Source organism: Devosia sp. RR2S18 (assembly GCF_030177755.1).
GTDB classification, from domain to species: Bacteria; Pseudomonadota; Alphaproteobacteria; order Rhizobiales; family Devosiaceae; genus Devosia; species Devosia rhizosphaerae.
Map to the genome: position 1 here is coordinate 577,503 of NZ_CP126539.1, position 12,337 is coordinate 589,839.

The 12,337-nt window shown below is 65.3% G+C and carries 10 protein-coding genes and 2 tRNA genes; 8 read left to right on the plus strand and 4 right to left on the minus strand.

Annotation, left to right across the window (positions count from 1 at the left end; all coding sequences use genetic code 11):
• Positions 1 to 125 precede the first annotated feature (125 nt).
• The 3 genes from cpdR (at position 126) to QOV41_RS02930 (ending at position 772) form a co-directional block, all read left to right on the plus strand.
• Positions 126 to 485: a cell cycle two-component system response regulator CpdR gene (gene cpdR, locus QOV41_RS02920; RefSeq protein WP_284579399.1), complete on the plus strand. Its 360-nt coding sequence runs from the start codon at positions 126 to 128 to the stop codon at positions 483 to 485.
• Positions 486 to 592: 107 nt separating this feature from the next.
• Positions 593 to 667: transfer RNA gene (locus QOV41_RS02925), tRNA-Val, on the plus strand.
• A 30-nt stretch (positions 668 to 697) separates the two neighbouring features.
• Positions 698 to 772, plus strand: a tRNA-Val gene (locus tag QOV41_RS02930).
• A gap of 236 nt (positions 773 to 1,008) precedes the next feature.
• On the opposite strand, the gene QOV41_RS02935 is transcribed toward QOV41_RS02930, so the two are convergent.
• A complete protein-coding gene (locus QOV41_RS02935) occupies positions 1,009 to 1,623 on the minus strand; it encodes a pyridoxamine 5'-phosphate oxidase family protein (RefSeq protein ID WP_284579400.1) in 615 nt (204 codons plus the stop codon).
• Positions 1,624 to 1,733: 110 nt separating this feature from the next.
• On the opposite strand from QOV41_RS02935, the gene msrB reads away from it, so the two are divergent.
• Positions 1,734 to 2,138, plus strand: a complete 405-nt coding sequence (msrB, locus tag QOV41_RS02940; RefSeq protein ID WP_284579401.1) for a peptide-methionine (R)-S-oxide reductase MsrB — start codon at positions 1,734 to 1,736, stop codon at positions 2,136 to 2,138.
• A gap of 120 nt (positions 2,139 to 2,258) precedes the next feature.
• Here the strand turns inward: msrB and hrpB are convergent, their stop codons facing one another.
• Entirely contained in the window at positions 2,259 to 4,703 is a 2,445-nt protein-coding gene (hrpB, locus tag QOV41_RS02945; protein WP_284579403.1) for an ATP-dependent helicase HrpB, read from the minus strand.
• Positions 4,704 to 4,933: 230 nt separating this feature from the next.
• Here hrpB and QOV41_RS02950 point away from each other — a divergent pair, with 230 nt between their 5' ends.
• Positions 4,934 to 5,800: an aldose 1-epimerase family protein gene (locus QOV41_RS02950; RefSeq protein ID WP_284579405.1), complete on the plus strand. Its 867-nt coding sequence runs from the start codon at positions 4,934 to 4,936 to the stop codon at positions 5,798 to 5,800.
• 69 nt (positions 5,801 to 5,869) lie between these two features.
• Here QOV41_RS02950 and QOV41_RS02955 read toward each other — a convergent pair whose 3' ends face one another.
• Together QOV41_RS02955 and QOV41_RS02960 are read right to left on the minus strand one after the other, a co-directional pair.
• Complete coding sequence (locus tag QOV41_RS02955) at positions 5,870 to 7,228, minus strand: sigma-54-dependent transcriptional regulator (protein WP_284579406.1); 1,359 nt, start codon at positions 7,226 to 7,228, stop codon at positions 5,870 to 5,872.
• Positions 7,225 to 9,087: an ATP-binding protein gene (locus QOV41_RS02960; RefSeq protein WP_284579408.1), complete on the minus strand. Its 1,863-nt coding sequence runs from the start codon at positions 9,085 to 9,087 to the stop codon at positions 7,225 to 7,227. Before QOV41_RS02960 ends, QOV41_RS02955 begins: the two co-directional genes overlap by 4 nt.
• A gap of 197 nt (positions 9,088 to 9,284) precedes the next feature.
• Here QOV41_RS02960 and QOV41_RS02965 point away from each other — a divergent pair, with 197 nt between their 5' ends.
• The 3 genes from QOV41_RS02965 (at position 9,285) to QOV41_RS02975 (ending at position 12,323) form a co-directional block, all read left to right on the plus strand.
• On the plus strand, positions 9,285 to 10,268 hold the full coding sequence (locus QOV41_RS02965) for a tripartite tricarboxylate transporter substrate-binding protein (RefSeq protein ID WP_284579410.1): 984 nt from the start codon (positions 9,285 to 9,287) through the stop codon (positions 10,266 to 10,268).
• Between the two features lie 72 nt (positions 10,269 to 10,340).
• Positions 10,341 to 10,802: a tripartite tricarboxylate transporter TctB family protein gene (locus QOV41_RS02970; protein WP_284579411.1), complete on the plus strand. Its 462-nt coding sequence runs from the start codon at positions 10,341 to 10,343 to the stop codon at positions 10,800 to 10,802.
• A gap of 15 nt (positions 10,803 to 10,817) precedes the next feature.
• Positions 10,818 to 12,323, plus strand: coding sequence for a tripartite tricarboxylate transporter permease (locus QOV41_RS02975; protein WP_284579412.1), 1,506 nt, complete (start codon positions 10,818 to 10,820; stop codon positions 12,321 to 12,323).
• Positions 12,324 to 12,337 lie beyond the last annotated feature (14 nt).

Here is a 12,337-nt window from a genome sequence, read left to right on the forward strand (position 1 = left end):
TCATATCGGCACACCCCGTTGCATGGCCTCAAACTTCGCTTAAACATCTCCCCCTAGTATATGCGACTCAGCGGGCAGGGCGGGCTAGAACCCGCCGCCAACAGATGAAGAGGCCGGAGACTTTGATGAAGCGTATTCTGCTCGCCGAAGACGACAACGACATGCGCCAGTTCCTGACGCGCGCGCTCAAGACCGCGGGCTATGAAGTGGTGTCCTTCGACAACGGGCTTTCGGCCTATGAGCGGCTGCGCGAGGAACCGTTTTCATTGCTGCTGTCCGATATCGTGATGCCGGAAATGGACGGGATCGAGCTGGCGCGGCGTGCGACCGAACTCGATCCAGACCTCAAGGTCATGTTCATCACCGGCTTTGCCGCGGTGGCGCTTAATCCCGATAGCGATGCGCCCAAGGAGGCTTCGGTGTTGTCCAAGCCGTTCCACCTCAAGGACCTCGTCAACGAAGTCGAGCGCCTGCTGGCGGCCTGATTTCCACAGGGCCGCAGAAGAGCCCCAATATGCCCCTTGACCGGGTCGCGGCTTTTGTGGTCTATCCCCGCCACCGGAACGGCCCAGCCGTTTGGTCCCGGAGAGATGGGCGTGTAGCTCAGCGGGAGAGCACTACGTTGACATCGTAGGGGTCACAAGTTCGATCCTTGTCACGCCCACCATCTCTTTTCTTTCCCTGCCGACAAGGCAGCGGGTGCGTAGCTCAGCGGGAGAGCACTACCTTCACACGGTAGGGGTCACAGGTTCAATCCCTGTCGCACCCACCATTTACCAGATTTTGGCGGTGAGGCCGGGCTTCAAGCGCTGAAGTCCTGCGCTTCCGGTGCTCACGTGCCTGATGCACGCTGCGCGCCGGTTCTCTGACATCAGCGCTTTCGCCTCGGCCTGACCGCAAACTCAGGCAAATGGTGCCCCGAACCGGTGCGGTTCTCGCGAATGCAGATTCTCGGTGTGTTTTTACCGACGCAAAGGCCGCATCGTGCCCTGAAGGGGTTCCGCGCTCCTACCACATGGTCTGTTTGGCGCGTTCGGGCCAGGACTGGTCGTAGGTGTCGCCGCCGACCTGGTTTTCGGTCATGCTGGCGAGCATCTGGCCGGGGGTGGGGAGCGCGGTGGCGGGGATATGGCGCTCGGGATTCCACAGGTCCGAGCGGATGATGGCGCGAGCGCATTGGAAATAGAGTTCGTCCACTTCCATGACGATCACGGAGCGGGGCGGCTTGTCGTCGACGGCGAAGCTATCGAGCAGAGCGGGGTCGATGCTGAGTTGGGCTCGGCCATTGGCGCGCAGGGTGGTGCCGGAGCCGGGCAGGAGAAACAAAAAGGCACAGCGCGGGTCGCGCACGATGTTGCGTAGCGAATCGATGCGGTTGTTGCCGCGCCGATCGGGCATCATCAGCGTGGTCTCATCGTGGATGCGCACAAAGCCCGGCTGGTCGCCGCGCGGCGAGCAGTCGATACCTTCGGGGCCAACTGTGGCGAGGGCGGCAAAGGCGCTGGCCTCGATGAGGCGCCGGTAGTCGGGCGTCACGCGGCGGGCGACCTTGACCTTGGAGGCTGGAGCGGGGGCGGGCGTATAGAGCGCTTCGAGCTCTGCGATGGTGGTGACGATGGTCATTTCAGTCACTTTGGCTTGATGGCGCGGGAGCGCGGGGCGGGGGTGCGGAGCGGGCACGGCTGCACTATATCTAGACCATGTTTGATTTTTTCCGAAAGCGGGAGAGGCCGATGGATGCCCACACATACCCCGTCACGCGCACCGATGCGGAGTGGCGCGAAAAGCTGACGCCCGAGCAGTACCAGGTGATGCGCGAGCATGGCACCGAGCGGCCGGGCTCGTGTGCGCTGCTGCATGAAAAGCGGCCGGGGACGTTCAGCTGCGCGGGCTGCGATACGCCGCTGTTTGAAGCGACGCTGAAATTCGAGAGCGGCACGGGCTGGCCCAGCTTCAACGATCCGCTGCCCGGTTCGGTCGAAACGACCACCGACCGCAACTATGGCATGGTGCGCACGGAGGTGCATTGCGCCACCTGCGGCAGCCATCTGGGGCATGTGTTTCCAGACGGGCCGCCGCCGACCGGGCTGCGCTACTGCATCAATGGCGTGGCGCTGGAGTTCCAGCCGGCGGAGTAGGTCATTAGGTTGTGTAGACATGGCACCCTCGGATGAAAGTCCGGGGGTGTTTTTGTTTGCTTTTGGCGGTGAGTGGCCCCCCCCCCAGGCCTCCCCCGGAAGGGGGAGGAGCAGGGAGGGTTAGGTGCCTCTTGGTTTGGCGCGGTTGGTCGCCTGGGCGGTGAGGGGATCGTCGGGCCAGAAGTGGCGGGGATAACGGCCCTTGAGATCCTTGGCGACATCGCGCCAGGAGCCGCGCCAGAAGCCGGGCAGGTCGCGCGTGGTCTGGATGGGCCGGTGGGCGGGGGAGAGGAGGACCAGCAGCAATGGCACCTTGCCGCCGGCGACCGCCGGATGGCGGTCGAGCCCGAAGAGCTCCTGCACACGCACTTCAAGGGCGGGGCCGTTTTCGGCGGCGTAGTCGATGGGCAGGTGCGAGCCGGAGGGGGCATTGAAATGGCTGGGGAGGAGCTTGTCGATCTCCTGGCGCGCCGACCAGGGGAGGAGCGTATCGAGCGCGGCGCCCAGATGCTCGGCGGTGATGGCGGCAAGGCGGGTTTCGCCTAGGAGATGCGGGGCGAGCCAGTCGGGATCGGTCGCGAGCGCCTGATCGGAGAGATCGGGCCAGGGCGCGCCGATGGTCTGGTGGAGGAAACTGGCACGGGCGCGCAGGGCCTTTTGGTCGCGGCTCCAGGGCAGGCTTTCAGGGCGATCGAGGGCGGCTTCGGCGAGCAGCTGCGCGGCTTGGTGGAGGTCGGAGATGGCTACCGGTTCGTCGGCGAGGCGGAGTGCGTCGAGCTGGCGGGTGCGGCGGGCGCGCACGCTGCCCGACGCGGGGTCGAAGCTGAGGATTTCGCCATGGATGATGCGGGGGGCAAAGAGCTCTTCGAGATCAGCGCGGTCGAGGGCGGCGGCGCTGCGGATGCGGCTGGTGGCGGCAGTGCCGGTGACATCGGCGACCACCAGAAAGGGCGCTGCGCCGAGCGCATCGGTCTGCTCGAGGGTAGCCTGGCGGCCATTGGCGAGGCGAAAGCGGCCGCGCGCACCGGCGGCCTGGGCAATGCGATCGGGAAAGGCGCGGGCGAGGTGACGGCCCGGGGCGCGGTTGCTGCCAATGCCTCCACCAGCAAGGCTCGCCCAGCGGCGGGCAAGCGCTCGTGCGTCCGTGGCGCGCTTGGAGCGATCGGTGCGGAAGCGATCGAGACGCTGGGCGAGGTCGATGCTGTCACCGCCCAGGCCCCGTTCGGACAGGAGCATGGCGAGTTCCGCCGCGCTGGTGGCGTCGTCTTCCCCCGCAGCGGCAATGACCATGTGGGCGAGGCGCGGATGGAGCGGCAGGCGGGCGAGTTGCTTGCCCATAGCGGTGATGTGGCCTCCGCCATCGAGGGCGTCGAGGCGCTGCAACAGGCCCACGGCTTCGGCCCAGGCGGGTTTTGGCGGCGGATCGAGAAAGGCGAGCGCCGCTGGATCGGTGACGCCCCAGGCGGCGAGATCGAGGGCGAGGGGGCTGAGATCGGCCGCAAGGATCTCAGGCGTGTCAAAGGGTTCAAGGGCGGCGGTCTGCCCCTGGTTCCACAGGCGGATGGCGATGCCGGGGCTAGTGCGGCCGGCGCGGCCGCGGCGCTGGTCGGCGGCAGCGCGCGAGACGCGCCGAGTTTCGAGGGTGGTGAGGCCGGTGCCCGGCTCATAGACGGGCACGCGGCGGAAGCCGGAATCGATGACGATGCGGACCCCATCGATGGTCAGCGACGTTTCGGCGATCGAGGTCGCGAGCACAATCTTGCGGCGGCCCCCTTCGGCGGGGCGAATGGCGCGGTCCTGCTCGGCCGGGGTGAGCTGGCCATAGAGTGGGGCGATATCGACCTGGGCCGGGACGCGGCTGGCGAGGCGCTCGGCCGTGCGGGTGATCTCGCCTTGGCCGGGCAGAAAGACGAGCATGGAGCCTTCGTGCTCACGCAGGGTCGCGAGGATAGCGGCAGTGACCTGGTCTTCAAGGCGGCCCAGCGGATCGGGTTCGCGGTAAAGCGTTTCCACCGGAAAGGCGCGGCCGCGGCTTTCGATCACGGGTGCATCGCCCAGGAGCCGGGCGACGCGGGCGCCGTCGAGCGTTGCGGACATGACGAGGACGCGCAGATCGGGGCGGAGGGCGGCGGCGTCGAGCGCCAGGGCAAGGCCGAGATCGCCATCGAGACTGCGTTCATGGAATTCGTCAAAGAGCACGGCGGCAATGCCGGTGAACTCGGGATCATCAAGCGCCATGCGGGTGAAGACACCTTCGGTGACGATCTCGATACGGGTCTTAGCCGAGACCTTGTTGTCCATGCGCACGCGATAGCCGACGTTCTCCCCCACGTTTTCGCCGAGCAGCCGGGCCATCTGCGCGGCGGCGGCGCGCGCGGCGAGGCGGCGTGGCTCGAGCATGAGGATGCGACCGTCGCCGCGCCAGGATGCATCGAGCAGGGCGAGGGGCACGCGGGTGGTCTTGCCGGCGCCGGGCGGCGCGACGAGCACGGCATAGGGGCCGGAGGCCAAGGCCGCATGGAGGGCCGGCAGGGCGTCGTCGATGGGCAGGGGCGGCAGGGACATTGGTGGTCAGTAGCGGTTTTGGGGCGGGGGGCTCAAGGGGGCGTCCTTTAGAGAAGAACCCCCACCCGGCCTCCCCCTGGGAGGGGAGGGGCGAATGAGGGGTGGGATGGGGGATGTTGGGCAACGCGGGAGGAGTGTCGGCGTTCTGCGGGAGAGCGGTGGGAGCGGAGAGGGGTTCGCAGCGGGTTCCCGGCGTGGAATAGTCCGGAAAGTTCGGAGGAGCCGCAGCCATGAATCTCGTCACCATCGCCAGTGACCAATTGAGCGTCGCCATCTCCCCGCTGGGGGCGGAGATGCAGCGCCTGACGACCAGCGACGGACGGGATTGGCTGTGGGATGGCGACCCGGCATTCTGGACGGGACGGGCGCCGATCCTTTTCCCCATTGTGGGCAAGGCGCCCAACGATCAGGTGCGGATCGAGGGTGAACTCTACCCCATGGGGCAGCACGGCTTTGCGCGACGGACTGAATTTGACCTTGTGTCGAGCGAGGCAAGCTCGTGCCGGTTTGAACTGAGCGCAAGCGGCACGACGAAGTCGATCTACCCGTTCTCGTTCCGGCTGACGCTCGACTATCGCGTCGAGGAGCGGAGCGTCCACATCGCTGCGGTGGTGGAGAACCGGGACGAACAGCCCATGCCGTTCGGCTTTGGCTTCCATCCGGCATTTCTGTGGCCGCTGCCGGGATGCGAGGGTGAGCCGCACTGGGTGCGCCTGGACAATAGCGCCGAGCCAGCCATGGTGCGCCTGGCCGCTGGGTTGGTAAAGCCCGAGCGACTGCCATCGCCCTTCGAGGGCGGTGACGTAACCGTGCAGCACGCGTTCTTCGATGCCGATGCGATGATCTTCCCAGATGGAGCCGGGACTGGCGCGCGCTTCCAGTCAGGTGAAACGGCGGTGCAGCTGGGTTGGCATAACCTGCCGAACTTTGCACTGTGGTCAAAGCCAGGGGAAGCGCCCTTCCTCTGCCTCGAACCCTGGCACGGCATGGCCGCCGAGGTGGATGGGTCGGACCGGATTGAGGACCGCCCGTTTACGACGGTGCTGGAGGCGGGGAAGTCAGCGCAGTTTGGGCTGCGGGTGGAATTGGTGGGGTGAATCTAGGAACAGCCCCCTCCTGGCCTCCTCCCGAAAGGGGGGTGGGCTACACTTTGGGGCGGTGTCTCGCTAGGCCGATTGGCGGCGCACGCCGAGGCGGGACATTTTTTCGCTCAGCGTACGGCGGGGGACCTGGAGGGCGTCAACGACGGCGGCGATGGAGTCGTTGTGACGCGCCAGCTCGGCTTCGATGACGTGGCGCTCATAGGCGGCGACGCGTTCGGCGAGGCTGGCTGCAGCGGGCGCGGGCGAGGCTTCGGCGCCGAGGAGATTGCCCAGGGAGCGGCCGGGAGCATCGAGGCCGAGCGCGAAGCGCTCGGCGGCGGCGCGCAGTTCGCGCACATTGCCGGGCCAGGAATGGACCATCAGTGCATTGACGTCGGCGGGGTGCAGCGAGGGCGCGGGCTTATCGAAGCGGCGTGCGGCTTCGGCGAGGAAGTGATGGAAGAGCAGCACGCAGTCATCGCCGCGGTCCCGGAGCGGAGCGAGCGGAATGGTCGCCATGTTGAGCCGGTAATAGAGATCGGCACGGAAGCGGCCGGCTTCGCTTTCGGCGCGCAGATCGGCTTTGGAGGCGGCGATGATACGGATGTCGAGCGGAATGAGCCGGTTGGACCCGACGCGCTCCACCGCCCGCTCCTGGATGACCCGCAGCACCTTGGCCTGGGCCAAAAGCGGCATGGATTCGATTTCATCCAGCAGCAGCGTGCCGCCATTGGTAAATTCGAACTTGCCGATGCGCTTGTCGCGGGCGCCGGTATAGGCGCCGGCCTCGTGGCCGAAGAGTTCGGACTCGATGAGCTCGGCGGGGATCGCGGCGCAGTTGACGGCGACAAAGGGACCCGCCGCACGCGGCGAGAAATCATGGAGGCATCGCGCCACGACTTCCTTGCCGGTGCCGGTTTCGCCCAAGAGGATGACGTCGGTGGGGATGGCAGCGAGCTCGCGCACGAGATGGCGCAGATCGTCCATGAGGCGGGAGGTGCCGATGAGGCGGGTCGCCAATTCGCTTTCCCCGCCATCAAGCTTGCGGCGGAGCTCGGAAACCTCGCGCTTGAGCGCGATCTGTTCGGCGGCCCGGCGGAGTGTCTTGACCAATTGCTCGGGCACATAGGGTTTTTGGAGGAAGTCGAAGGCGCCGGCGCGCATGGCTTCAACGGCCATAGGCACATCGCCATGGCCGGTGATGAGAATGACCTCGGTGGCGATGGCGCGCTCGCGGACGGCTCGCAGCAAATCCATCCCTGAGAGGCCAGGCATGCGCACATCGGTGAGCACGACATGGGGCCGAACGTCATCAAGGAGGGCCAGCGCCTCGGTGGCGTTGGTAGCGACATGGGCGGTGAAGCCCGACAGGCGCAGCCATTGTTCGAGGGCGACGCGCATCATTTCCTCGTCGTCGACGATCAGGATAATGGGTTCGCTCACGCGACGGTCTCCTCTCGGATCTGAACTTGGGCGGCCAAAGGCAGGCGCACGGTGAAGGTGCTGCCTTTGCCGGGGCGGCTGGCTACGGTGATGACCCCACCGATATCGCGGACGAGGCCATAGGAAATCGACAACCCTAGGCCCAAGCCACGGCCGGCTTGCTTGGTGGTGTAGAAGGGATCGAAGAGGCTCCCCAGCTCGGCTTGGGGAATGCCCGCGCCGGTATCGGCAATGCTAACCTCGGCGCTGGCGCCGCCAGTGGCAACGCCGATGGAGAGGACGCGGACCGGCGTGTGCTCCATGGCGTCGGCGGCGTTGGAGAGGAGGTTGATCAGCACCTGCTCGAGATGGATGGGGTTGCCCCTCACCAGCAGCGGACCGCGATGCCGGCGATATTCGACATCGACACCAAAGGCCTTGAGCTTATGGTCGACCAGGTCGAGGGCGTTGGCGATGACGCTGCCGATTTCCGCGGTCGCGTCGATGCGGGTTTCCTTGCGGGCGAAGGTCTTGAGGTGACTGGTCAGCGAAGAGAGACGGTCGACCACCTTGTCCATGCTGGAGAGAATACCGACGATATCCTTGTCCTGCCGCTGGGCGGCGACAAGCCGGGCACTGGCGATATAGGTGGCGAGGGCCGAAACGGGCTGGCTGACCTCGTGGGCGACGCCAGCGAGCGCCTGGCCAAGGCTGGCGAGCTTGGCCGCCTGCACAAGACTCTGTTGAGCCTCGCGCTCGGCGTTTTCAGCGCGGATGCGTTCGGCGATCTCGGCACGCAGGGCCTCGTTGGTGATGTAGAGGTCCTCGGTGCGCTCGGCGACCCGCTGCTCAAGCTGCTCATGATCGGAGAGGCGCTGTGCCACGGCCTGCTGGCGCTGGACGAGGAGCGTTGCAATCAGGAGGAGAGCCGTCCAGCCAAGCGCGGCGGCGCTCGCGGCAATTGCGGCGCTGGCATTAAGGGGCCCGGCGGGGCTGAACGATAAAATGCGCCAGTCATGCTTGGGGAGCCGCATTTCCTCGACGAGAAAATAGCCTGACGCCTCGGGATCCTTGCTGTCGATATAGGCGAACTCGGTGCCGCGCGAGGGCCAGCGATCGACCAGGATGCCGGTGTTGTCGATGCCGTTTTCGCCGTAGCGCTGGTCGGACGAGACGATCTCCGCCCGATCGGGGCGGATGGTGCGCAGGGGGCGATAGCGCCAGTCGGGGCGGGTGGACAGGATAACGACATCATTGAGATCGGCGATGGCAATGAGTTCGCCCGAACGCCACCAATTGGCTTCGATCTCCCCGAGATTAATCTTGGTGACCGCAACGCCGATGGGGCCATTGGGACCGTCCACACGCTGGGAGAGGAAGTAGCCGGGCACGCTGGTCGAGATGCCGAAGGCGTAGTAGTTCGCCCGCCCCATGGCCATCGCGTCGGCAAAATAGGGGCGGAAGGCGTAATCGGTGCCGACGAGGCTGGTCAGCGTCCACCAATTGCTGGCGGCAACAACATGACCCTCGGCGTTCATCAGGAAGATCTCGCCGGCGCCGGCCGTCTCGTTGATTTTGCTGAGATAGCCATTGGCCGCTTCTACGGCAGCGGGGTCGTCGGGGTTTTCCAGCGCCGCGCGGGATTCGCGGGCTTGGGAGATAGCGGCGGGCAGATAATGGTAGCGCTCGATAATGGCCTCGAGCGTGCGGTCGAACAGGGCTAGGCGTCGTTGCGCCAGTTCTTCGGTGTCGCGAATGGCTCCCGTGAGGGCGATTTCGAAGGCGACCCAGGCGACAAGGGCAATGGAGACGAGCGCACCGGCGGCGGCGGCCACCCGCCACCAACCCCACGGCAATCGCAAGGCCGCAAGCCACCTCATCGCTATCCTCCCCTGCAATCGGCAAGAACTTGCCGGCCACAGCGATTCTTTTGGGCAATTTCTTGCCGGCGGTTCTAGCATAGGCTCTTGCAGCTGCATACCTGCCTTGCATTTGCCGGGTGGCACAGCGATTGCAAGAGACTGGATGCGGTTGGCCAACGAACGCCGACCCCCATGTTCAATTCGGGAGGACTACAATGAAGACGACAACCCAACTGCTTGCCGCCGGCCTGCTCGCCGGCAGCGCTTTTGCTGCGACTGCGGTCGTGGCGCAGGAATTCCCAACCCAGCCGGTTACCATCGTCGTGCCGTTCTCGGCCGGCGGCCCGACCGACACCGTGACCCGCCTCGTCGCCCAGGCGATGAGCGAGGATCTGGGCCAGCAAGTGGTGGTGCAGAATGTTGGCGGCGCCGGTGGTACGCTGGGTGCCGGCCAAGTCGCCGCCGCTAATGCGGATGGCTATACGCTGCTGCTCCACCATATCGGCATGTCCACGGCTCCTGCGCTATACGCCAGCCTGCCTTATGACCCGGTCGAGGACTTCGAACCGATCGGTCTGGTCACCGAAGTGCCGATGACCATCGTCGCCCGCAAGGATTTCGAGCCCGAGACGCTCGAGGACCTTATTGCCCATGTGAAGGAGAATGGCGAAGACGTCACCTATGCCAATGCCGGCATCGGGGCGGCAAGCCAGCTTTGTGGCCTCCTGTTCATGGATGCGCTCGGCACGCAGATGACCGAGGTGCCCTATCAGGGCACGGGCCCGGCCATGACCGACCTCCTGGGTGGCCAGATAGATATGATGTGCGACCAGACCACCAATACGACCAGCCAGATCCAGGCCGGCGAGATCAAGGCTTATGCCGTCACCACGCCCGAGCGCATCGACGTGCTGCCCGACGTGCCGACCATGGCCGAAGGCGGCATCGAGGACTTCGAGCTCTCCATCTGGCACGGCCTTTATGCCCCGGCGGGTACCGATCAGGCGATCATCGACCGGCTCGCGCAGTCGCTGCAGACCGCCCTCGCCGATGAAACGGTGGGGACGAGCTTTGCCGAACTCGGGACCGAACCAGTCGCCGCCGACGACGCGACCCCCGATGCGCTCAGCGAACGCCTCAGCAACCAGATCGAGCTCTGGGCTGGCGTGATCGAAGAGGCCGGCGTTTCGGCGCAGTAAGCGCCACACCGCGCGCCAAATCGAACCTCCGGCCGCCAAGAGCCGGGGGTTCACTTTTCAGGGGGAGACTGGATGGCATTTTCCGCATCCAAGAAGGATGTCGCAGCGGGCGGCATGTTTGTGGCGTTCGGCGCCTATTTTGCGCTCGAGGCGATGACCTACGAACTGGGAACCCCGTTCCGCATGGGACCGGGCTTCATGCCGGTGGTGCTGGGCGGCATTCTGGTGGCGCTCGGTATCGCAACGGCTGCCGCCGGTCTTCGCAAGGGGGAGGCCGACGAACGGACGCCCTGGCCCTGGCGGGGCATTGTTCTGGTGCTAGGCACGATCATCTTTTTTGCCGCCACTATTCGCGGGCTGGGCTTTATTCCGGTGGTGTTTCTGTCGGGGCTGGCGACGGCGCTGTCGAGCCGCAACAATAGCTGGCTTTCCGCTGTCATCATCGCCACCGGCCTCTGCACTCTTTGCATGCTGATCTTTGTGGTGGGCCTCGGGCTCATCGTGCCGTGGTTCGGCCCCTGGCTGCAGTTCTAGGGCGGGAGACCCCAATTGGACCTACTTTCTTCGCTCGCCCTCGGCTTCACCGTCGCGCTCGACCCGATCAACATTCTCTACTGCTTCATCGGCGTGCTGCTGGGCACGCTGGTGGGCGTGCTGCCGGGCATTGGACCCACGGCGACGATCGCCATGCTGCTGCCGATCACCTTTACGCTGCAGGCGGAAACGGCGCTGATCATGCTCGCCGGTATCTATTACGGCGCCCAATATGGCGGCTCGACCACGGCGATCCTGATCAATTTGCCGGGTGAGAGTTCCGCTGCGGTGACGGCTATCGACGGCTACCAGATGGCGCGACAAGGGCGGGCCGGCCCGGCACTTGCAACCGCGGCGCTGGGGTCGTTCTTTGCCGGTTCTGTTGCGACGCTCTTGCTCGCGTTTTTTGCGCCGCCGTTGGCAAGAGCAGCGCTCAATTTCGGGGCGCCTGAGTATTTCTCGCTTATCGTCCTTGGCCTCCTGGTCTCCATCGCCCTGGCGCATGGGTCGATCATCAAGGCGCTGGGCATGATCGTGCTCGGCCTGCTGCTCGGCATGGTGGGGCAGGATATCTATACCGGCACGCCCCGTTTCACTTTCGGCTTCCGCGAGCTTTTCGGCGGGCTCAACTTCGTGGCCGTGGCGGTGGGCGTATTCGGCGTCGCCGAAATCCTGCGAAATCTCGAAAACGAGCACGAGCGAGATGTCGGGGTCAAAGAGGTTAAGAACCTCTGGCTGACGCGCGAGGACTTCCGGCGCATCATCATGCCGGTGCTGCGCGGCACCGGGCTGGGGTCGATCCTGGGCGTTTTGCCCGGTGGTGGGCACATCCTTTCGGCCTTTGCCTCCTACTCGGCCGAAAAGCGCTTGTCCAAGCACCCCGAAGAGTTCGGCAAGGGGGCTATCGAAGGCGTGGCCGGACCGGAATCGGCCAACAATGCCGCGGCCCAGACCTCGTTTATTCCGCTGATGACCCTGGGCATTCCCGCCCATCCGGTGATGGCGCTGATGATCGGCGCCTTTATCCTGCAGGGGATTACGCCGGGCCCCAATGTCATCAACCAACAGCCGGCGCTGTTCTGGGGCATCATCGCCTCGATGTGGATCGGCAATCTGCTGCTGGTGGTGCTCAACTTGCCGCTGGTGGGGCTATGGGTAAAGATGCTCTCGATCCCCTATCGGATGCTGTTTCCCGCCATCGTCTTGTTCGCCTGCATTGGCACCTATTCGATCAATCAGAACATCTACGACATCTATGCGATCGCCTTCTTCGGCATCGTTGGCTACCTGCTGATCCGCTTCGGTTGCGAACCGGCGCCGCTGCTCCTGGGCTTCGTGCTGGGACCGCTGCTGGAGGAACATTTGCGCCGGGCGATGATCATCTCGCGCGGCGATCCGATGATCTTCCTTGAGCGCCCAATCTCGGCGGTGTTGCTCGCTCTAGCGCTGTTGTCGGTGGTGATCGCCGTGCTGCCCAGCATCAGGCAGAAGCGCAAGGAAGTGTTTGTCGAGGACGATTGAGGGGTACCTACCCC